Here is a 21,091-nt window from a genome sequence, read left to right as displayed (position 1 = left end):
GGGCATAAGCGACTCCATAAACGGGTTCTTATGCCTTAGTTGTAAGTGTCTACCATGTCCCCGAACAAGTGTTCACTATGTCCCCGGACCGTACAGGGAGAGGGCCAGGGTGAGGGCATCAGACCGCACGAATGCCCAACAGCGAAGACGCCCCCGCTTTACCACTCAGCAGTTCTTCTGTTTTTCCATCCCACAAAATACGCCCTTCGGCAATCACCACCGATCGCGGCGCAATCCGTGCGGCATCTTCGATACTGTGCGACACCATCAGCATCGTCAGCTGCTGGCGCTGACAGACGTCCTGCACCAGCGCCAGCATCTCCTGACGCAAAGCAGGATCGAGCGCCGAGAACGGCTCATCCAGCAGCAGGATCGGCTGCTCGCGCACCAGACAACGCGCCAGCGCCACGCGCTGACGCTGGCCGCCGGAAAGCTCGCCCGGCAGCCTGTCGATGAACTCAGCGATCCCCATCTGTGCGGCGATAATCTCCAGCTTCTGGCGCTGGGCATCGTTCAGCCTGAGTCCCGGATGCATTCCCAGCGCGATGTTTTGCCGCACCGTCAGGTGGGTAAACAGGTTGTTTTCCTGAAACAGCATTGAGACCGGACGTTTTGCGGGCGGCGTGTAGGTATGATCGTGATTTTCAATGACGATCGCGCCGCTTGCCGGCTGCAGAAAACCCGCAATCAAATTAAGCAGCGTGCTTTTTCCCGCGCCGCTTGGGCCAAGTACGGCGATCATCTCCCCCTGACGCACGGAGAGCGTGAAGCGCATCGGCAGATGCTGGTAAAGCCAGGTTACATCAGTCAGTTTTAACATCACGCCCCGGAAGTTTTTCGATAGCGGTAAATAAGGCAAAGCACAGCAGCAGCAGTAACAGCGCGGTGACCGCGCCGTCCTGACTGCGATAAGAGCCAATTTGCTGATAGAGCCAGTATGGCAGCGTGCGGAAATCGTCATTGCCAAAGAGAGCCACCACGCCAAAATCCCCAATCGACAGCACGCAGGCAAACGCCAGCGCCTGCGCCAGCGGGCGTTTTAGCGCGCGCAGTTCAACCACCTTCAGCCGCTGCCAGCCCTGCATGCCCAGCGACTGGCACAGCAAACCGTAGCGGCTGTTGACGTCGCGCATCGGGTTTTCCAGCACTTTGAGCGCGTAGGGAATGGCCATCAGGGCGTTGGTGAAAATCACAATGCCATCGGCTCTTTCCGGCAGGCCGATGGTGCTGTTGAACAGTAAAAAGAAGCCCGTCGCCAGCACGATGCCCGGCATCGCCAGAATCAGCATGCCCGTCAGCTCTAACGCCTGTCCGGCCTTTTGGGCCTGCCGGGCATAGAGTTCACGGCTGCTCCACAGCAGCATCATGGTCAGCATGACGCACAGTAACCCAGCCGCCAGGGCGATACGCAGCGAGGTCCAGGTGGCCTGCCAGAGGACGGGCTGTTGTAGGACGGATATGAGATTGCGGTTCAGTCCGTCAACGATAACGGCCATCAGCGGCGGCAGCAGAAGCAGGAGCGCCAGCGCAATCAGGATAAAATCGGTGACGCGGCTGTGCAGGCTGTCCTGCGGATCGCGCCAGCCGGTTATTTGATTGCTGCCCGCGGGAATGGCTTTACTCAGCCGCTGGCTCAGCAGCACCAGCGCAAGGCAGCACGCCATCTGCACCATCGCCAGCAGCGCGGCGCGACCGGGATCGTAGTCGTAACTCAGCGCCTGGTAGATCGCCAGCTCAATGGTGGTGGCCTGCGGCCCGCCGCCGAGCGACAGCACGGTGGCAAAACTGGCAAAGCAGAGCATGAAGATTAACGCCGCGACGGGGGGAAGCTGGCGGCGCAGCCACGGCCATTCGACAAAGCGAAAGAATGACCAGCCGCGCATGCCGAGCTGGGCGGCAACCTGACGCTGTTCGCCGGGAATGTTTTCCAGCGCCTGCAGGAAGAGGCGCGTTGCCATCGGCATATTGAAAAAGACGTGCGCCAGCAGAATGCCCTGCAGTCCGTAAGGCGAGAATGACCATTCCAGACCAAGCTGGCCGAACAGCGAAGCCAGCCAGCCCTGGCGTCCGTAAACGCTCAGAATACCAAATACCGCCACCAGCACGGGCAGGATCAGCGTCATGGCGCACAGGCGCAGCAGTGCCAGCCTGCCGGGAAAACGCCGCCGATACAGGGCACGCGCCAGAAAAATGGCCGGGATCGCCGACAGCAGAGCAGAGAGAGACGCCTGCCAGAAGGAGAACCGGATAACGTGCCAGAGGTAGCTGTCGTGCCAGAGGGCGAGCAGGTCGCTCTCTGGCGCGTTGAACCACAGTGCAAGAAAAGCTCCCAGGCTGACCACTACCATCACTATGGCGGCGAGCAGCCCGGGAAGTAACCAGCCGGGAATCAACGGCTGACGGCGCGTTGCCATTCACTTACCCATGCTGCACGCTGCGCGGCGACCTGCTGCGGCGTAAACTCCAGCGAGGCTGTTGGTTTGGTCAACTGCTCGAAACCTGCGGGCAGGGCAACGTTAGTGACCGGATACATCCAGTTGCCTGCTGGAATCGCATTCTGGAACGCCGGTGAAACCATGAACTTCAGGAACTTCTCGGCCAGCTCCGGCTGTTTGCTGGCGGCGGTACGCGCGGCGACTTCCACCTGCAGATAGTGCCCTTCAGCAAAATTAGCGGCAGCGTAGTTATCTTTCTTCTCGGCGATGATGTGGTAGGCCGGAGAAGTGGTGTAGCTCAGCACCAGGTCGCTTTCGCCTTTCAGGAACAGGCCATAGGCTTCGCTCCAGCCCTTGGTCACGGTGACGGTTTTGGCGGCCAGTTTCTGCCACGCTTCCGGCGCTTTATCCCCGTAGACCTTTTGCATCCACAGCAGCAGGCCCAGGCCCGGCGTGCTGGTACGCGGATCTTCATAAATCACGCGCCATTTCTGGTCACTTTCCACCAGCTCTTTCAGGCTCTTCGGCGGGTTTTTCAGCTTATTTTTGTCGTAAACAAAAGCAAAGTAGCCATAGTCGAACGGCACAAAGGTGTCGTTTTTCCAGCCGCCCGGCACGTTAACGGCATCTGCCGCGACGCCGCTTTTGGCAAACAGTTTGGTTTGCGAGGCGGCTTCCAGCAGGTTGTTATCCAGCCCGAGCACCACGTCGGCCTTGCTGTTTTTCCCTTCCATGCGCAGACGGTTGAGCAGCGACACGCCATCTTCCAGTGCCACGAACTTCAGCTCGCAGTTACAGTCCGCTTCGAAGGCTTTTTTGACTACCGGGCCAGGGCCCCAGTCGGCAGAGAAGGAGTCATAGGTGTAGACCGTCAGGACGGGCTTGGCAAAAGCAGGCAGCGCCAGCAGCGCCAGCAGGGGGAGAACTTTTTTTAACACTTTGCACCTCAAAGTTGAGTGGCAAAGGATTTTGAGCGACAGCCTCAAATCCCTTCGCCGGCGTTATCCGGATCAGGTTCGACGGGTATTATCTCAGCGCACATCTGTGATGCAGCACCCCGTTGAGAACGGCGCTATTGTAATGATTTGGTGAATATTACGAAAGCGTTATGGCTCCGGCGGCGCAAACCAGGCGGATTTAAAATCAAACCAGCCCAGGGTATTCATCCGCAGGCCGCGCATGCTGCGCTGGCCCTGGATCATCAGCCAGTGGTGGATCAACGGTACGATCGCCTGCTCGGCCAGAAGCTGCTGGCACCACGCGGCAAGATTCATTTCTCCCGCACGCCACTGGGCGGCATCCTGCTGCCAGTCACGGTCGATGCAGTGCTGGATGAGAGGAACTTCATACAGATGCGAGAAAAGGGAAAAATCGAGCGGCAGGGTAAAGTTGGCGCTGTTGAGCCAGATATCACTGGCGATCTCACCCTGATGCCATTCGTCATAGTCCACTTCCCTGACGTCTAACGTGACCCCCTCGGCTGCCAGCAGTCGGGTCATGATTCTGGCGATAAAACGATGCTCCACGTGCTCGCGGTAGTAGGTCAGGGTGATGGACTCCAGCCCGGCGGGTTTGTCGCAGTGCACCGGGCGGGCGTGGTGCCAGCGCGGAAGCAGGCCGTACGCCGGGAACCAGTATGTCTGGTACTGCTCTTCCGCATGGTAGATCAGATTGGAAGGAGACAAAACGTGGCTGATCCACTTGCGCACGGCCTGATTTGCCCCACGGTGGGTGCGGCGGTCAAAGAGGAGATAGTAACATCCCTCTTCCAGGCGACTCTCCACGGCCTTTTCTCCCGTGGTGGGGCCTTCAAGCGTTAGTCCGGCGCTCAGCTCTTCATTGAGATCCGGTAATACCCACACGTTCACTTCGTCGATCAGCGCCCGATAGCCAAAATAGTCATCGAACGCGCGGATTTTCAGCTGGTTGCTGTTATTGCGGGACACGGAGTAGGGGCCGGTGCCAATCGGCTGGCTGGCAAAGTTGTTCAACGATTCCCACTCGCCGGGCAAAATCATCGACGGCACATAGCCCAGCAGCCAGGGAAGCCACTTATCCAGCTGCGACAGCTCGATATCCAGCGTCCAGGCCGTGGGGGAGTGGACGCGGGAGATATGGGAGTAGAGCGGGAGCTTGCGGACGCGTTCCAGAGACGCGATGACGTCGTGCATTTCCAGCTCGCGGCCGTGGTGAAAGTGGATGCCGGGGCGTAAGAAGAAGCGCCAGTGAAGCGGGGAAACCTGCTGCCAGTGGTGCGCGATATCCGCTTCCAGTTCCCCGTTTTCCTCATTTATGCGCGTCAGGCCGCTGAAGATTTGCCGGGCCATGTGGGTTTCTGAGCGGCGTAAGGCCGTGCCGGGCAACAGATTTTTCATTGGGCGATAGTAAAGCACCCGCAGGATGTGTCGGCCCTGACGAAAGCTGCGTCCGAGATGGGAAACCAGCATCTGGCGCACGGCGGCTTTGTCGCCCACCAGCTGGACCAGCTGATCGATGCGGTCCTGCTCCAGCAGGTCTTCCGCGCGCTGCTGCTGCAACGCCAGCCCGGTATAGAGAAAGGTCAGTCGCGAGCGTTTGCCGCGTCCCGCCTCCGCTTCCCAGCTTAACCAACCCTGCTGCTGCATGGTGTTGAGCAGCGTGCGCATATGGCGGCGGGAACAGCTAAGCAGGTCAGCCAGCTCGTTGAGCGTGGTCTCCTGCGATTGCCCCTCGCAGCACTGCCAGAGGCGGATAAACTGTTGTTGCAGACGACCGGAAGGCATAAAAGGGGAACTCCTGACAAAAAACCAGCAATTTATTTATCCCTATATTAGGCCAATAATTCTCCTCGATGAAGCGAGGAGGTAAATTATGAAGAGGTCTACCGCACGTCAGTTTTATCAGCAGTACTTTTCAGCGACAAAGGGATCGTCCTGGCTGGCCCGCCGGTGTGCAGAGCAACGGCTGAAAACGTTAGAAGAATTGATGCAGTGGGACGTTACAACACCGACCTCTTCCCGCTAACTCGCCTCGATCATGTGTGACTGAGTATTGGTGCTAATCACCCGCCAGCAAAATGTTTTTGCTGGCTTTTTTCGTTTATTCTTTCACCCAATTTCGATTTGCTTTCACAAGGACTTGCGCATGCTGTGGTTGATGACGATGGGGCGACGCCTGAACGGCGTGTATGCCGCTTTTATGCTGGTGGCCTTTATGATGGGCGTGGCGGGGGCGCTGCAGGCGCCGACGCTGAGCCTGTTTCTCAGCCGCGAGGTGGGGGCACAGCCGTTTTGGGTCGGCCTGTTTTATACCGTCAACGCCATTGCCGGGATCCTGGTCAGCCTCGCGCTGGCGAAACGATCGGACAGCCAGGGCGATCGCCGCAGGCTGATCCTCTTTTGCTGCGCCATGGCCGTGGGCAACGCGCTGCTCTTTGCCTTCAACCGTCATTATCTGACGCTGATTACCTGCGGCGTGCTGCTGGCGTCGCTGGCAAACACCGCCATGCCGCAGCTGTTCGCGCTGGCCCGTGAATATGCGGATAACTCGGCGCGGGAAGTGGTGATGTTCAGCTCGGTGATGCGTGCCCAGCTCTCGCTGGCGTGGGTCATTGGGCCGCCGCTGGCCTTCATGCTGGCGTTGAACTACGGCTTTACCGCCATGTTCTCCATCGCCGCCGGGATTTTTGTCATCAGCCTGGTATTGATTGCCTTCGCGCTGCCGTCCGTGGCGCGAGTCGAACAGGCGACGGATAAACCTGTCACCCAGGTGAGCGGCTGGCAGGACAAAAACGTCCGCATGCTGTTTATTGCCTCCACGCTGATGTGGACCTGCAACACCATGTACATCATCGATATGCCGCTGTGGATCAGCAGCGATCTGGGTTTACCGGACAAACTCGCGGGCATCTTAATGGGAACTGCCGCCGGGCTGGAAATTCCGGCGATGATTCTGGCGGGTTACTACGTTAAGCGCTTTGGAAAGCGTCGGATGATGATCTTCGCCGTGGCTGCCGGGGTGCTGTTCTACGCAGGGCTGATCCTTTTCCATTCGCGTGAAGCGTTGCTGGCGCTGCAGCTGTTTAACGCCGTGTTTATCGGGATTGTTGCCGGGATCGGCATGCTCTGGTTTCAGGATCTCATGCCCGGTCGTGCAGGCTCGGCGACCACGCTTTTTACCAACAGTATTTCAACCGGGGTGATTCTGGCTGGCGTGATTCAGGGGGCGCTGGCGCAAAGCTATGGGCATGCGTCTGTTTACTGGATGATTGCGGCGATCTCTGTCGTGACGCTTCTGCTGACCTGCCGCGTAAAAGACGTGTGATTGGATCAATGAAACGGAGCCCGGAAATGCCGGGCTCTGCGAACCGTTTACTCTGAATACTGATATTTACGCTGCGCGCGTAGCGTCAGGTACATATGGACGAGGCCCATGAAACCGTGTGCCCAGAAATATGTCTCAATAAAGACCGTCAGGAATTTATGCAAATTTAAGGCGGATTCCGTGATGGACGACACGGGCCCGAGCGTGGCGTTCAGCACGAACCAGGCCGCGCCGCAGAGTGCAACGCCCAGCAGCGCCAGCACGCCCAGACCTTGCACCGTTGCCGCCATGCCGCCGGCATGCGCGTCAGGAAGCTGGCGCTGCGTGAGGGTGCGAATATCGTCAATGATTCCACGAAAATCCAGCACCAGCCAGGCGAAGTAATATTTAAATCCGCGCTGGGTTAACATCCATGCCATCATGGCAATGCCACAAAAAATTAAACCAAATCCGGAGATAATATGCATCCAGGTGACAATTCCGTTCAGCCCGGATTCGTGAAGGGCTTCACTTTCGGTGAAATTAGAATTGATAATCTGGACCAGCACCAGAACGGCCACAAGAATGTGCAGTACGCGAAGAAAAGGCGTTTCTTTATGGGGAAGCGCATTGCGTAGCGTTGGGTTCATCGCTTTTTACCTCAATAATGAGAGAGCTGATGCGATGCAGTGTGACGCAGATTAATTAACGAAACCTTAACGATGGATTGCGTCACACTGTATTTATGCGTTCTGATTAGCGGGCAGGATCAATATGCGTCATCACGTTCAGCACGTTGAATTTTTGCATCACGTTGTTTCTGGCATTGACGGCAATCTGATGCCCTTCTTTTACGCTTAATTCGCCGTTCACTTCCAGATGGACATCGACAAGGGCTAAATCGCCCATCTTGCGGGTTTTTAAATCATGGAGTCCGGTAACGCCCTCGGTTGAGAGAAGACAGGTTTTGATGTCGTGCTCCAGCTCGGGCTCAAGCGAACGGTCCATCAGGTCGTGCAGGGCATCGGCTGAGAATTTGTAGCCCATATGGGCGATAAATATCCCAACAATCAGGGCCGCAATCAGGTCCATCGCGTGAAAACCCACTAAATTCCCGGCAATCCCGATGGCGACAACCACTGACGAGGCGGCGTCAGAACGGGCATGCCAGGCATTGGCTATCAGCAGCGAGGACTGAATACGTTTTCCCGTGGCAAACATGTATCTGAACAGGCTTTCCTTCACGACCAGCGCCAGTATCGCCACCCACAAAGCGGCCCCTTTCACCAGCTGATGCGTCTCGGGGTGAAGCAGTTTATTCCCTGCGGACCAGAGCATCCCGACGCCAACAAGCAGCAGAATAGCGCCAATAATGAGCTTTGCACCGTTTTCGAAACGCAGATGACCGTAATGATGATCGATATCAGAGGCTTTCTGACTCTTTTTATTCGCAATCAAAACGACAAAATCAGAGGATAAATCGGAAAGAGAATGAATCCCATCAGCAATTAATCCCTGTGAGCCGGAGAATATACCTGCAACTATCTGAAAGCCGGTGAGTAAACTATTTGTTATCACGCTCACTATTGTGCATTTTTGTATTTCTTGAGAACGGAGGTGAGACTCATTGCCATTTTTCTTTTCCATGATAATTTCCGCTGCCAGCTAATTGAGAGATTATTCTGCGCAGGGAACATTAAATTGACATTAAATGTAACGTCATTATTGGCTGGGTTTGCGAAGTATTTACAGAAGGAGGATCGGGTATCGGGATAAAACGCGGCCTGCAGAGTGCGCTGCAGGCCGGAGGATTATTTCATAAATGCGGGTTGTTTTTGTTCGTAAGTGGCAATCGCCGCTTCGTGCTGGAGAGTTAAACCAATGCTGTCCAGACCGTTCAGCATGCAGTGACGGCGGAAGGCATCGATGCTGAAGCTGTAGGTCTTATCCCCGGCTTTCACCACTTCGGCTTCCAGATCCACTTCAAACGAAATGCCCGGATTCGCCTTAACCAGCGCGAACAATTCATCGACCTGTTCATCGCTCAGCGTCACCGGCAGCAGCTGGTTGTTGAAGCTGTTACCGTAGAAGATATCCGCGAAGCTTGGGGCAATGACCACTTTAAAGCCGTAGTCGGTGAGCGCCCACGGCGCGTGTTCACGGGATGAGCCGCAGCCAAAGTTTTCTCGCGCCAGCAAAATGGAGGCGCCTTTGTATTCCGGGAAGTTCAGAACGAATTCCGGATTAGGCACTTCGCCCTTATCGTCCAGGAATCGCCAGTCGTTAAACAGATGCGCGCCGAAACCGGTACGCGTCACCTTCTGCAGAAACTGTTTCGGAATAATAGCGTCAGTATCGACGTTGGCGGCGTCCAGCGGGACAACACGGCCCGTATGTTGGGTAAATTTCTCTGCCATGATTGTCTCCTTATTTCAGGCTGCGAATATCGGCGAAATGGCCGGTGACTGCCGCAGCGGCGGCCATTGCCGGGCTGACCAGATGGGTGCGCCCACCGCGGCCCTGACGGCCTTCAAAGTTACGGTTGCTGGTAGAGGCGCAGCGCTCACCCGGATTCAGGCGATCGTTGTTCATGGCCAGACACATGGAGCAGCCAGGCAGACGCCACTCGAAGCCCGCTTCGATAAAGATCTTATCCAGACCTTCGGCTTCCGCCTGGGCCTTCACCGGACCGGAGCCAGGTACCACCAGCGCCTGCACGCCCGGTGCCACTTTGCGGCCTTTGGCAATCTCGGCGGCGGCACGCAAATCTTCGATACGGGAGTTGGTGCAGGAACCGATAAAGACCTTATCAATGGTTACGTCGGTCAACGGCACGCCGGGCTTCAGCCCCATATAGGCCAGCGCTTTTTCCGCACTGGCGCGCTCGACCGGATCGGCGAAGGAGGCCGGATCGGGAATGGCGTCATTGACGGAAATCACCTGACCCGGGTTGGTGCCCCAGGTCACCTGAGGCGCAATCTCTTCTGCCTGCAGCGTGACAACGGTATCAAACGTTGCGCCATCGTCGGTTTTCAGGGTTTTCCAGTACGCGACCGCGTCGTCAAAATTCTGACCTTTCGGCGCGTGCAGACGACCCTTCACATAGTTAAAGGTGGTGTCGTCCGGGGCGACCAGACCGGCTTTTGCGCCCATCTCAATGGCCATATTGCACAGGGTCATGCGTCCCTCCATGCTCAGCGCCTGGATGGCTTCACCGCAGAATTCAACAACATGACCGGTGCCGCCCGCGCTGCCGGTTTTACCGATGATGGCCAGCACGATGTCTTTTGCGGTAATACCCGGTGCGGCTTTACCCTTCACTTCAATCTTCATGGTTTTGGCGCGGCCCTGTTTCAGGGTCTGCGTTGCCAGCACATGTTCCACTTCGGACGTGCCGATACCGAACGCCAGCGCGCCAAACGCGCCGTGGGTCGCGGTATGGGAGTCACCGCAGACGATGGTCATGCCCGGCAGGGTGATCCCTTGCTCAGGCCCCATCACGTGGACGATGCCCTGATACGGATGGTTCAGGTCGTACAGCTCAACGCCAAACTCGTTGCAGTTCTTAATCAGCTCCTGCATCTGGATACGCGCCATCTCACCCGAGGCATTAATGTCTTTGGTCTGGGTGGAAACGTTGTGATCCATCGTCGCGAAGGTTTTACCCGGCTGACGTACCGGACGCTTGTGCGCCCGCAGGCCGTCAAATGCCTGAGGTGAGGTCACTTCGTGTACCAGATGACGATCAATGTACAGCAGCGGGGTTTCGTTTGGCGCCTCGTAAACAACGTGCGCATCAAACAACTTTTCATATAACGTCTTAGCCATGATTACACCCCTTCAGCGACATAGCGGGCAATAATGTCGCCCATTTCATCGGTACTGACTGCCGCCGTGCCGCGTGCTAAATCGCCGGTACGGACGCCTTCTTCTAACGCCCGGTTAATGGCGTTCTCAATTGCGGTTGCCGCATCGCCTGCATCCAGGCTGTAGCGCAGCAGCAGGGCCAGGGAGAGGATCTGCGCAATCGGGTTGGCAATGTTCTTGCCTGCGATATCCGGCGCGGAGCCGCCCGCAGGCTCGTACAGGCCAAAGCCTTCTTCATTCAGGCTTGCGGAGGGCAGCATGCCCATGGAGCCGGTGATCATCGCGCACTCGTCAGAGAGGATATCGCCGAACAGGTTGGAGCACAGCAGCACGTCAAACTGGGACGGATCTTTAATCAACTGCATGGTCGCGTTGTCGATGTACATGTGCGACAGCGCGACGTCCGGATACTGCTTAGCCACTTCACTGACTATCTCACGCCACAAAATGGAGGACTGCAGCACGTTCGCTTTATCTATAGAGGTCACTTTATGGCGGCGTTTGCGCGCCGACTCGAACGCGATGTGGGCGATACGTTCGATTTCGAAACGGTGATACACCTCGGTGTCGAACGCTTTCTCGTGTTGTCCGCTGCCTTCGCGCCCTTTTGGCTGACCGAAATAGATCCCGCCGGTCAGTTCACGCACGCACAGAATGTCGAACCCGTTGGCGGCGATATCCGCGCGCAGCGGGCAGAACTCTTCCAGACCCTGATACAGCTTCGCCGGACGCAGGTTGCTGAACAGCTTGAAATGTTTACGCAGCGGCAGCAGCGCGCCGCGCTCTGGCTGCTCTGCCGGCGGCAGGTGTTCCCATTTCGGGCCACCGACGGAACCAAACAGCACGGCATCGGCATTTTCGCAGCCTTCCACGGTCGCTTTTGGCAGCGGCGTACCGTGGTTATCAATCGCAATACCGCCCACGTCGTAGTGGCTGGTGGTGATTTTCATCGCAAAACGCGCGCGAACGGCTTCCAGTACTTTCAGCGCCTGTGCCATCACTTCCGGACCAATACCGTCGCCCGGTAACACAGCAATATGGTAATTCTTCGACATTACACGGTTTCCTTGTTGTTCTCTTTATTCTGAGCTTTGCGTTGCAACTCTTTTTCGACTTCGGCGGCGCGCCAGATGTTGTTCAGAACGTGCACCATCGCTTTCGCGGAGGATTCAACGATATCGGTCGCCAGGCCCACGCCGTGGAAGCGGCGGCCGTTGTGGGTAACAACAATGTCGACCTGACCCAGTGCATCTTTGCCGTGGCCCTTGGCCGTCAGGTCATACTTCACCAGCTCAACGTCGTACTCGGTGACGCGGTTAATCGCCTGGTAGATGGCGTCGACAGGGCCGTTACCGTTCGCGGCCTCTGCTTTAATTTCATCACCGCAGGCCAGTTTGACCGAGGCGGTGGCGATGTTGCTGGAGCCGGACTGCACGTTGAAGTAATCCAGACGGAAGTGCTCGGGCTCTTCCTGCTGCTTGTTAATAAAGGCCAGCGCTTCCAGGTCATAGTCGAATACCTGACCTTTTTTGTCGGCCAGTTTCAGGAACGCGTCGTACAGCTGATCCATGTTGTAATCGCTGTCCTGATAACCCATCTCTTCCATACGGTGCTTAACCGCCGCGCGTCCGGAACGGGAGGTCAGATTCAGCTGCACCTGATTCAGGCCGATGGATTCCGGGGTCATGATTTCGTAGTTTTCGCGGTTCTTCAGGACGCCATCCTGGTGAATACCGGAGGAGTGTGCGAAGGCACCGGTGCCGACAATCGCTTTGTTAGCGGGAATGGGCATGTTGCAAATCTGGCTGACGGTCTGGCTGGTGCGCCAGATTTCGTTGTGATTGATGCGGGTGTGCACGTCCATGATGTCTTTGCGCACTTTGATCGCCATGATCACTTCTTCCAGCGAACAGTTGCCCGCGCGTTCGCCGATACCGTTCATCGCGCCTTCAACCTGGCGCGCCCCGGCGTGGACGGCAGCGATGGCATTGCCCACGGCCAGACCCAAGTCATCGTGGGTGTGGACGGAGATAATTGCCTTATCAATATTCGGTACGCGGTCATACAGGCCGGTGATGATGTTGGAGAACTCAAACGGCATGGTGTAGCCGACGGTATCCGGGATGTTGATGGTTTTCGCGCCCGCGTTGATGGCGGCTTCCACAACGCGCGCCAGGTCTTCGATTGGCGTACGGCCCGCATCTTCACAGGAGAATTCAACGTCATCGGTATAGTTGCGTGCGCGTTTAACCATGTAAACCGCGCGCTCAATCACCTCATCCAGCGTGCTGCGCAGCTTGGTTGCGATGTGCATAGGCGAGGTCGCAATAAAGGTGTGGATACGGAACGCTTCGGCGACTTTCAATGACTCGGCAGCAACGTCGATGTCTTTCTCTACGCAGCGCGCCAGGGCACACACGCGGCTGTTTTTAATGGTGCGAGCGATAGTCTGGACGGATTCGAAATCACCCGGAGACGAGACCGGGAAACCGACCTCCATCACGTCGACACCCATACGTTCGAGAGCCAGCGCGATCTGCAGTTTCTCTTTTACACTCAGGCTTGCCTGTAATGCCTGTTCACCGTCACGTAAAGTAGTATCGAAAATAATGACTTGCTGGCTCATGGGTTAGGTCCTTGTCAGTCTTAGGGCGCCTTGCTACGAGCATAAAAAAACCCGCGCAGTGGCGCGGGTTTTTAGTCTTACTGGTGACGATTCAACGCTGAATTTCGCCCGCCAGTCTACCGCGCACAGTGAATGCGTTTAGTAGTAGTAGACCGGTGAAACGAATGGTGCGAATCATGAATCGTGCTCCGTTAAATTCAATATGCTTTTAGTGGTACTGGATACGGCCGTTCATGTCAACCCCTGACGATGAAAACGGGCCCGGCAGACGGAATCTACCGGGTATTCACTTTAGCTAATTGTGCTGGTTTGAGCTTTCTCTACCCGACTAATTGTCTAATTTTGGACTTAAGAAAAGAGTTGCAGAAATAAATAAATATAATTGTTTAAAATGAGTGAAATGTCCTGAAGAGGAGGTCTTCTGATTAAAAGGTTTTGATATCATTAAGTTATAAATGCTGTGAATCTATTTCATAATGTTGAAAAGCGAACAGAGATAACAGGTTGTTAACTAACTGTAGGGCGATAGCAATAACAGTTTAATAATACTTAAGTCATCATTAACCTGATGCCAATTGTATATTTGTTTGGTTTATGGTTTCATTCAAATCCTAAAGTCAAACATATCATTTGCGCTCATTAATTTTCGTTTATATAGAGTCTTTATATATTCCGAATTTTAAATAATTCTCTTTCGCTGATCGTATTTGCATGATAAATCATATTTTTCGAGATTATTACCGTACGATGGCAAAGGGAGTGTAGCGTGACAGTGGAGTCAGAAGTGCCAGAAAATAATATTAAACAACCTCAAGCTACTGATGGGATTAAACCGCAGTTACGCACGGTGGATCTTAATCTTCTGACGGTGTTTGATGCTGTCATGCAGGAACAGAATATCACCCGCGCGGCCCAATCGCTGGGGATGTCACAACCTGCCGTGAGTAATGCCGTTGCCAGACTTAAGGTCATGTTTAACGACGAATTATTTGTTCGCTACGGGAGAGGGATCCAGCCTACAGCCCGTGCATTCCAGCTGTTTGGCTCCATCCGCCAGGCGTTGCAACTGGTCCAAAACGAGCTGCCGGGCTCGGGCTTTGAACCCTTAAGCAGCGAGCGCGTATTCCATCTTTGCGTCTGTAGCCCACTGGATAATTATTTAACGTCGATTATTTATAATAAAGTTGAAGAGATCGCACCCAATATCAATCTTGTTTTTAAATCATCCCTGAATCAAAACACGGAACATCAGTTACGCTATCAGGAAATCGAATTCGTTCTGGGATATGAAGAGTTTCGTCGTCCAGAATTTTCCTGCGTGCCGCTGTTTAAAGATGAAATGGTTCTGGTCGCCAGTAAAAAGCATCCGCGCCTGAACTCTCCGCTGCGAGAGAGCGATGTTTATAACGAGCAGCACGCCGTTGTAGCACTCGACAGATATGCGTCCTTTAGCCTGCCGTGGTATGACACTGCGGATAAACAGGCGAGCGTGGCGTATCAGGGCATGGCCATGGTCAGCGTATTAAACGTGGTCTCCCAGACGCAGCTGGTGGCGATTGCGCCGCGCTGGCTGGCAGAAGAGTTTTCTGACCCTTTAAATCTGCAAATTTTGCCTCTGCCGCTCAAGCTAAATAGCCGTACCTGTTATCTTTCCTGGCATGAAGCGGCGGGCCGGGATAAAGGACATCAGTGGATGGAAGAGCTGCTGGTTGGCATCTGTCGCCGGTAAACGCATCAGGGTAAATCGCATCGGTTCATGTGATTTATCCTGAATTTTTTTAGATAATTGCTATTTTGTTCTGTGGTACTTTTTTTCGGGCTGCTCTGCGGCACGCAAAAATAGATGATTTCCTGCATTGTCGCGCTTTTCAGCGATGATTTATCACCCCATCCTCTATTCCCAGAGGAATTAACCATATCTTCTGTTAACGGCTGCTTTTTCTGCTTTACGCGCCGTTTATCTCCCTGGGTTTGCTAATTGCCTGCCTCATAACGAGCGGTTAAGGTAAAGAACACTCTGCAATATATAAGATTGGTTTATCCCAATCGTAAGACGGTGCGGAAATGAATTCGGCAGTCCGTCTATAACAAAATGCCTGGAGGCAAAGCATGGAGATGTTGTCTGGCGCGGAAATGGTCGTTCGGTCGCTGATCGATCAGGGCGTAAAGCAAGTGTTCGGCTACCCTGGCGGTGCGGTCCTCGATATTTATGATGCGCTGCATACGGTAGGGGGCATTGACCATGTTCTGGTACGTCACGAGCAGGCGGCGGTGCACATGGCTGATGGCCTGGCGCGTGCGACGGGGGAAGTGGGCGTGGTGTTAGTCACGTCCGGCCCCGGCGCGACAAACGCCATTACCGGCATTGCGACGGCCTACATGGACTCTATCCCGCTGGTGATCCTCTCCGGGCAGGTGGCAACCTCACTGATTGGCTACGATGCGTTTCAGGAGTGCGACATGGTCGGGATTTCACGTCCCGTTGTGAAGCACAGCTTCCTGGTCAAGCAAACAGAAGACATTCCCGGCGTACTGAAAAAAGCCTTCTGGCTGGCGGCGAGCGGACGTCCCGGACCGGTGGTGGTCGATCTGCCTAAAGATATCCTGAACCCGGCAAACAAGCTGCCCTATGTCTGGCCGGAATCGGTCAGCATGCGCTCTTATAACCCAACAACGCAGGGGCATAAAGGCCAGATCAAGCGAGCGTTGCAAACGCTGCTGGCAGCCAAAAAACCGGTGGTCTATGTCGGTGGCGGGGCGATCAACTCTGCCTGCGAAGTTCAGCTTCGTGAACTGATTGAAAAGCTTAACCTTCCCGTTGCGTCGTCACTGATGGGGCTGGGGGCGTTTCCTGCCACCCATCGTCAGGCGTTGGGAATGCTGGGTATGCACGGTACCTATGAAGCCAACATGACGATGCATCATTCCGATGTCATCTTTGCCGTCGGCGTGCGTTTTGACGATCGCACCACCAACAACCTGGCGAAGTATTGCCCGAACGCCACCGTGCTGCACATTGATATCGATCCAACGTCAATTTCAAAAACGGTGTCGGCTGATGTGCCGATCGTCGGCGATGCCCGTCAGGTTCTGGAGCAAATGCTGGACCTGCTGACCCAGGAGAGTGCAACCCAGCCGCTGGATGAGATCCGCGACTGGTGGCAGCAGATTGAACAGTGGCGCGCGCGTCAGTGCCTGAAATATGACACGCAGAGTGAAAACATTAAGCCGCAGGCGGTCATTGAAGCGGTGTGGCGACTGACGAAAGGTGAGGCATACGTGACCTCAGACGTGGGGCAGCACCAGATGTTTGCCGCCCTGTATTACCCGTTTGATAAACCGCGACACTGGATCAACTCCGGTGGTTTAGGAACCATGGGCTTTGGTCTGCCTGCCGCGCTGGGCGTGAAGCTGGCGCTGCCGAATGAAACCGTCGTCTGCGTGACCGGAGATGGCAGTATTCAGATGAACATTCAGGAGCTGTCTACCGCGCTGCAGTATGAACTGCCGGTACTGGTGCTGAACCTGAATAACGGGTATCTCGGTATGGTGAAGCAGTGGCAGGACATGATCTACTCTGGTCGTCATTCTCAGTCCTACATGAAATCGCTTCCGGACTTTGTTCGTCTTGCTGAAGCTTACGGCCATGTAGGCATGCGGGTGACCGATCCGGCCGAGCTGGAAACGAAGCTCGCACAGGCGCTTGAGCACGTTAAAAACAACCGCCTCGTCTTTATGGATGTGATTGTTGATGGAACCGAGCACGTTTATCCGATGCATATTCGTGGTGGTGGTATGGATGAAATGTGGTTAAGCAAAACGGAGAGAACCTGATATGCGCCGGATATTATCTGTTTTACTGGAAAACGAGTCTGGCGCACTGTCGCGCGTCATTGGCCTTTTTGCGCAGCGCGGCTATAACATTGAAAGCCTGACCGTTGCCCCGACGGAAGACCCTACGCTGTCGCGCATGACGATCCAAACCGTCGGCGATGCCAAAGTGCTTGAGCAGATTGAGAAACAGCTGCATAAGCTGGTCGATGTCCTGCGCGTGAGCGAGCTGGGGCAGGGTGCCTACGTTGAACGTGAGGTCATGCTGGTGAAAATTCAGGCCAGCGGCTACGGGCGTGAGGAAGTCAAACGCAATGCGGATATTTTCCGCGGACAGATTATCGACGTCACGCCTTCTCTTTATACGGTTCAGCTGGTCGGGACAAGCGACAAGCTGGATGCTTTCCTGGCGTCCGTGCGGGACGTCGCAAAAATTGTCGAGGTGGCAAGATCGGGTGTAGTAGGTCTGTCACGCGGCGAGAAAATCATGCGTTAGTTGTCAAAAAGGTTCGCCTCTTTCTGCCCGGTCACCAAAGCCGGGCTTTTTTTTGCGTAATCAGCCGACAACGCAGATAAAAGCGGTTGCCGCGAAGGCTTTTCTGCGTTTAGATGTTAAAAGATTTAACCATAACCTTGACAGGGCCATGGACTCTTTTCTTTTTTTAAGGGGCAATTGTGAAACTGGATGAAATCGCCCGGCTAGCCGGCGTGTCACGAACAACGGCCAGCTATGTGATTAACGGTAAAGCAAAGCAGTACCGTGTCAGCGACAAGACCGTTGAAAAAGTTATGGCGGTCGTTCGTGAGCATAACTACCATCCGAATGCTGTCGCAGCCGGTCTGCGTGCCGGGCGTACCCGCTCTATTGGTCTGGTGATCCCTGACCTGGAAAACACCAGCTATACCCGTATCGCCAACTATCTTGAACGTCAGGCGCGCCAGCGCGGCTATCAACTGCTGATTGCCTGCTCGGAAGACCAGCCCGACAACGAGATGCGCTGCATTGAGCATCTTCTCCAGCGCCAGGTGGATGCCATCATCGTGTCGACCTCCTTGCCGCCAGAGCATCCGTTCTACCAGCGCTGGGCGAACGACCCGTTCCCAATCGTTGCGCTGGATCGCGCGCTCGATCGCGAGCATTTCACCAGCGTCGTGGGTGCGGATCAGGATGATGCAGAAATGCTGGCCGCAGAGCTGAGAACATTCCCCGCAGAAACGGTGCTGTATCTTGGCGCGCTGCCCGAGCTTTCCGTGAGCTTCCTGCGTGAGCAGGGGTTCAGAACCGCCTGGAAAGACGATCCGCGCGAGGTTCACTACCTCTATGCCAATAGCTACGAGCGTGAAGCCGCGGCGCAGCTGTTCGAGAAATGGCTGGAAACGCATCCTATGCCTCAGGCGCTGTTCACCACGTCGTTCGCGCTGTTGCAGGGCGTCATGGATGTGACCTTACGCCGTGAAGGTAAACTGCCTTCCGACCTGGCGATTGCCACGTTCGGGGATAACGAGCTGCTCGACTTCCTCCAGTGCCCGGTGCTGGCGGTAGCACAGCGTCACCGCGATGTCGCTGAACGTGTGCTTGAGATTGTGCTGGCAAGCCTGGATGAGCCGCGCAAGCCGAAGCCGGGCCTGACGCGTATCAAACGTAATCTCTACCATCGCGGAATTTTAAGCCGCCAAAAATGAAATGACCGGGGCGGCGAAATCTGCCCCATTTTGTTGCGATAATTCGCGCAGATAATTCCCGGAGAGAAATTAGGATAATTCTTGAGGGATCATAATCACCTATTTTTCTTAATTCATTCTGGCTTTTAAATTGTCCTTTTAAAGAACATCCGGGCGATTTTAAACGGCACTCTTTGTATTATTTTGTTACAAACCCTCTTCGGTCGATGAATATTCAGACGTTTTTCCTCCTCCTTTGCCAGCTTACGTGGCAACCGCCGCGCTTACCGTGTGCCTGGGTGAATCTGGCGCTGTTATCCCCTGAGAATCTGTCATAAAATGCTGCCCGCGTCGCAAACTGACACTTTATATTTATCTGCGATGATATTGAGTGAGCTTTAACGCTAGTGTGCATATTCGGTTTTTTTCTTACAAATATTCATAACGTTAATTTTGCCTCGCCAGTTGTGCAGTTATTAACCAGGACTGTTTATCTCTGTAAATAGAGGGCTTTCGAGTCCTTATAGGGAGAGTCCTGGCTTGACAAGCTTTTCCCTCGCTCCGTAAACTCCTTTAGGTGGGAATTTGTGGGTTAAAGTGGTGAGGAGGGGTGAGACTGGCATGTTCCGTGGAGCTACGTTAGTCAATCTCGACAGCAAAGGGCGTTTATCGGTACCAACCCGATACCGCGACCAGCTGATTGAGAACGCTGCGGGTCAAATGGTTTGCACCATTGACATTAACTCCCCCTGCCTGCTGCTTTACCCCTTGCCTGAATGGGAAATTATTGAGCAAAAGCTGTCGCGACTGTCGAGCATGAACCCGCAGGAACGCCGCGTGCAGCGGCTGTTATTGGGACATGCCAGTGAATGTCAGATGGATAACGCAGGGCGATTACTGATTGCCCCTGTGTTGCGGCAACATGCCGGTCTGACCAAAGAAGTGATGCTGGTCGGGCAGTTCAACAAGTTTGAACTGTGGGATGAAACGACCTGGTATCAACAGGTCAAGGAAGATATCGACGCTGAGCAGTCTGATTCCGCGACATTATCGGAACGGCTGCAGGACTTGTCTCTATAAATATGATGGAAAATTATAAACATAAAACGGTGTTACTGGACGAGGCCGTTAACGGCCTGAATATTCGTCCGGATGGCATCTACATTGATGGCACGTTTGGTCGCGGTGGTCACTCGCGTTTGATTCTCTCCCAGCTTGGAGAGGAAGGACGCCTGCTGGCAATCGATCGCGATCCGCAGGCTATTGCCGTTGCACAGACCATCAATGACCCACGCTTTTCCATCGTGCATGGACCTTTCTCTGCGCTCGCGGATTATGTCGCTGAGCGCGGCCTGACGGGCAAGATCGACGGGATTCTTCTCGATCTTGGCGTCTCTTCACCTCAACTTGATGATGCTGAACGTGGTTTCTCCTTTATGCGAGATGGTCCGCTGGACATGCGGATGGACCCGACGCGCGGTCAGTCTGCCGCTGAGTGGTTACAGACCGCTGACGAAGCCGATATTGCATGGGTCATCAAAACGTTCGGCGAAGAGCGCTTTGGCAAACGTATTGCGCGCGCCATCGTTGAGCGCAATCGCATTGAGCCAATGACCCGCACCAAAGAGTTGGCTGAAGTGATCGCGGCGGCGACGCCGGTGAAGGATAAGCACAAACATCCCGCGACCCGTACCTTCCAGGCGGTTCGCATCTGGGTAAACAGTGAACTGGAGGAAATAGAGCTGGCGCTAAAAAGCTCGCTCGACGTGCTGGCCCCGGGTGGGCGGTTATCCATCATCAGCTTCCATTCGCTGGAAGACCGTATTGTGAAACGCTTTATGCGTGAACAAAGCCGCGGTCCACAGGTGCCAGCGGGGCTGCCGATGACGGAAGAACAACTCAGGAAGCTGGGTGGCCGTCAGTTGCGAGCATTAGGCAAGTTGATGCCGGGCGAAGAAGAAGTGGCAGAGAATCCACGCGCCCGTAGTTCAGTGCTGCGTGTTGCAGAGAGGACGAACGCATGATCGGCAGAGTGACAGAGACCCTAAGCAAAGTTAAGGATTCGTTAGGAAGCAACGAGCGCCATGCCTTGCCTGGCGTGATCGGCGACGATCTTTTGCGGTTTGGGAAACTGCCACTCTGTCTGTTCATTTGCATCATTGTCACGGCAGTTACGGTGGTGACCACCGCCCACCATACGCGTTTATTGACTGCGCAACGCGAGCAGATGGTACTGGAACGCGATGCGCTGGATATTGAATGGCGAAATTTGATCCTTGAAGAAAACGCGCTCGGCGATCACAGCCGGGTTGAACGGATCGCAACGGAAAAGCTGCAGCTGCAGCATGTTGATCCTTCGCAGGAAAATATCGTAGTACAAAAATAAGGG

At 54.9% G+C, this 21,091-nt stretch carries 20 protein-coding genes and 1 riboswitch; of the genes, 9 read left to right on the top strand and 11 right to left on the bottom strand.

Annotation, left to right across the window (positions count from 1 at the left end; all coding sequences use genetic code 11):
• Nucleotides 1-118: 118 nt before the first annotated feature.
• The 4 genes from thiQ to sgrR all read right to left on the bottom strand — a co-directional run bounded on the left by thiQ (nucleotide 119) and on the right by sgrR (nucleotide 5,197).
• Nucleotides 119-820, bottom strand: a complete 702-nt coding sequence (gene thiQ / locus KIF87_RS15615; protein ID WP_213329271.1) for a thiamine ABC transporter ATP-binding protein ThiQ — start codon at nucleotides 818-820, stop codon at nucleotides 119-121.
• The gene (thiP, locus tag KIF87_RS15610; RefSeq protein ID WP_213329268.1) at nucleotides 804-2,414 is read right to left on the bottom strand and encodes a thiamine/thiamine pyrophosphate ABC transporter permease ThiP; all 1,611 of its coding nucleotides are present in this window, start codon (nucleotides 2,412-2,414) and stop codon (nucleotides 804-806) included. Before thiP ends, thiQ begins: the two co-directional genes overlap by 17 nt.
• A complete protein-coding gene (thiB, locus tag KIF87_RS15605; RefSeq protein ID WP_213329266.1) occupies nucleotides 2,390-3,373 on the bottom strand; it encodes a thiamine ABC transporter substrate binding subunit in 984 nt (327 codons plus the stop codon). Before thiB ends, thiP begins: the two co-directional genes overlap by 25 nt.
• A 31-nt stretch (nucleotides 3,374-3,404) precedes the next feature.
• Nucleotides 3,405-3,505: riboswitch (TPP riboswitch) on the bottom strand.
• Between the two features lie 36 nt (nucleotides 3,506-3,541).
• A complete protein-coding gene (sgrR, locus tag KIF87_RS15600) occupies nucleotides 3,542-5,197 on the bottom strand; it encodes an HTH-type transcriptional regulator SgrR (protein ID WP_213329263.1) in 1,656 nt (551 codons plus the stop codon).
• A gap of 88 nt (nucleotides 5,198-5,285) precedes the next feature.
• Between sgrR and sgrT the strand changes: the two genes are divergently transcribed.
• Entirely contained in the window at nucleotides 5,286-5,438 is a 153-nt protein-coding gene (sgrT, locus tag KIF87_RS15595) for a glucose uptake inhibitor SgrT (RefSeq protein WP_023334488.1), read from the top strand.
• A gap of 120 nt (nucleotides 5,439-5,558) precedes the next feature.
• On the top strand, nucleotides 5,559-6,737 hold the full coding sequence (locus KIF87_RS15590) for a sugar efflux transporter (protein WP_213329261.1): 1,179 nt from the start codon (nucleotides 5,559-5,561) through the stop codon (nucleotides 6,735-6,737).
• A gap of 47 nt (nucleotides 6,738-6,784) precedes the next feature.
• Here the strand turns inward: KIF87_RS15590 and KIF87_RS15585 are convergent, their stop codons facing one another.
• From KIF87_RS15585 to leuL, 7 genes are all read right to left on the bottom strand, one after another.
• Complete coding sequence (locus tag KIF87_RS15585; RefSeq protein ID WP_213329258.1) at nucleotides 6,785-7,366, bottom strand: cytochrome b/b6 domain-containing protein; 582 nt, start codon at nucleotides 7,364-7,366, stop codon at nucleotides 6,785-6,787.
• Nucleotides 7,367-7,472: 106 nt separating this feature from the next.
• Nucleotides 7,473-8,363: a cation diffusion facilitator family transporter gene (locus tag KIF87_RS15580; protein WP_213329256.1), complete on the bottom strand. Its 891-nt coding sequence runs from the start codon at nucleotides 8,361-8,363 to the stop codon at nucleotides 7,473-7,475.
• 164 nt (nucleotides 8,364-8,527) lie between these two features.
• Complete coding sequence (leuD, locus tag KIF87_RS15575) at nucleotides 8,528-9,133, bottom strand: 3-isopropylmalate dehydratase small subunit (RefSeq protein ID WP_048989656.1); 606 nt, start codon at nucleotides 9,131-9,133, stop codon at nucleotides 8,528-8,530.
• A gap of 10 nt (nucleotides 9,134-9,143) precedes the next feature.
• Nucleotides 9,144-10,544, bottom strand: a complete 1,401-nt coding sequence (gene leuC / locus KIF87_RS15570; protein ID WP_121425012.1) for a 3-isopropylmalate dehydratase large subunit — start codon at nucleotides 10,542-10,544, stop codon at nucleotides 9,144-9,146.
• Nucleotides 10,545-10,546: 2 nt separating this feature from the next.
• Nucleotides 10,547-11,638, bottom strand: coding sequence for a 3-isopropylmalate dehydrogenase (leuB, locus tag KIF87_RS15565; RefSeq protein WP_023310385.1), 1,092 nt, complete (start codon nucleotides 11,636-11,638; stop codon nucleotides 10,547-10,549).
• Nucleotides 11,638-13,209 (bottom strand): 2-isopropylmalate synthase, encoded by a 1,572-nt coding sequence (gene leuA / locus KIF87_RS15560; RefSeq protein WP_213329254.1) that lies wholly within the window; start codon nucleotides 13,207-13,209, stop codon nucleotides 11,638-11,640. The genes leuB and leuA overlap by 1 nt, the downstream gene beginning before the upstream one ends.
• A 91-nt stretch (nucleotides 13,210-13,300) precedes the next feature.
• Nucleotides 13,301-13,387 (bottom strand): leu operon leader peptide, encoded by an 87-nt coding sequence (gene leuL, locus KIF87_RS23610; protein ID WP_071787438.1) that lies wholly within the window; start codon nucleotides 13,385-13,387, stop codon nucleotides 13,301-13,303.
• A gap of 588 nt (nucleotides 13,388-13,975) precedes the next feature.
• Between leuL and leuO the strand changes: the two genes are divergently transcribed.
• From leuO to ftsL, 7 genes are all read left to right on the top strand, one after another.
• A complete protein-coding gene (gene leuO, locus KIF87_RS15550) occupies nucleotides 13,976-14,938 on the top strand; it encodes a transcriptional regulator LeuO (protein ID WP_311391175.1) in 963 nt (320 codons plus the stop codon).
• 380 nt (nucleotides 14,939-15,318) lie between these two features.
• On the top strand, nucleotides 15,319-17,043 hold the full coding sequence (gene ilvI / locus KIF87_RS15545) for an acetolactate synthase 3 large subunit (protein WP_213329252.1): 1,725 nt from the start codon (nucleotides 15,319-15,321) through the stop codon (nucleotides 17,041-17,043).
• Nucleotide 17,044: 1 nt separating this feature from the next.
• Nucleotides 17,045-17,536, top strand: a complete 492-nt coding sequence (gene ilvN / locus KIF87_RS15540) for an acetolactate synthase small subunit (RefSeq protein ID WP_008501994.1) — start codon at nucleotides 17,045-17,047, stop codon at nucleotides 17,534-17,536.
• 179 nt (nucleotides 17,537-17,715) lie between these two features.
• Nucleotides 17,716-18,723 carry a catabolite repressor/activator gene (cra, locus tag KIF87_RS15535; protein WP_008501993.1) on the top strand — a complete coding sequence of 336 codons (1,008 nt, stop codon included), beginning with the start codon at nucleotides 17,716-17,718 and terminating at the stop codon, nucleotides 18,721-18,723.
• Nucleotides 18,724-19,323: 600 nt separating this feature from the next.
• Nucleotides 19,324-19,782 carry a division/cell wall cluster transcriptional repressor MraZ gene (mraZ, locus tag KIF87_RS15530; RefSeq protein ID WP_021240528.1) on the top strand — a complete coding sequence of 153 codons (459 nt, stop codon included), beginning with the start codon at nucleotides 19,324-19,326 and terminating at the stop codon, nucleotides 19,780-19,782.
• Between the two features lie 2 nt (nucleotides 19,783-19,784).
• Nucleotides 19,785-20,726: a 16S rRNA (cytosine(1402)-N(4))-methyltransferase RsmH gene (gene rsmH, locus KIF87_RS15525; RefSeq protein ID WP_021240527.1), complete on the top strand. Its 942-nt coding sequence runs from the start codon at nucleotides 19,785-19,787 to the stop codon at nucleotides 20,724-20,726.
• A complete protein-coding gene (gene ftsL / locus KIF87_RS15520) occupies nucleotides 20,723-21,088 on the top strand; it encodes a cell division protein FtsL (RefSeq protein WP_008501989.1) in 366 nt (121 codons plus the stop codon). Before rsmH ends, ftsL begins: the two co-directional genes overlap by 4 nt.
• Nucleotides 21,089-21,091: the final 3 nt, after the last annotated feature.

Origin of the sequence: Enterobacter sp. 120016, assembly GCF_018383635.1 — a bacterium.
Taxonomy (GTDB): domain Bacteria; phylum Pseudomonadota; class Gammaproteobacteria; order Enterobacterales; family Enterobacteriaceae; genus Enterobacter; species Enterobacter asburiae_D.
Note: the sequence above shows the minus strand (reverse complement) of the source record. Positions and strands in the feature narration are given on the sequence as shown.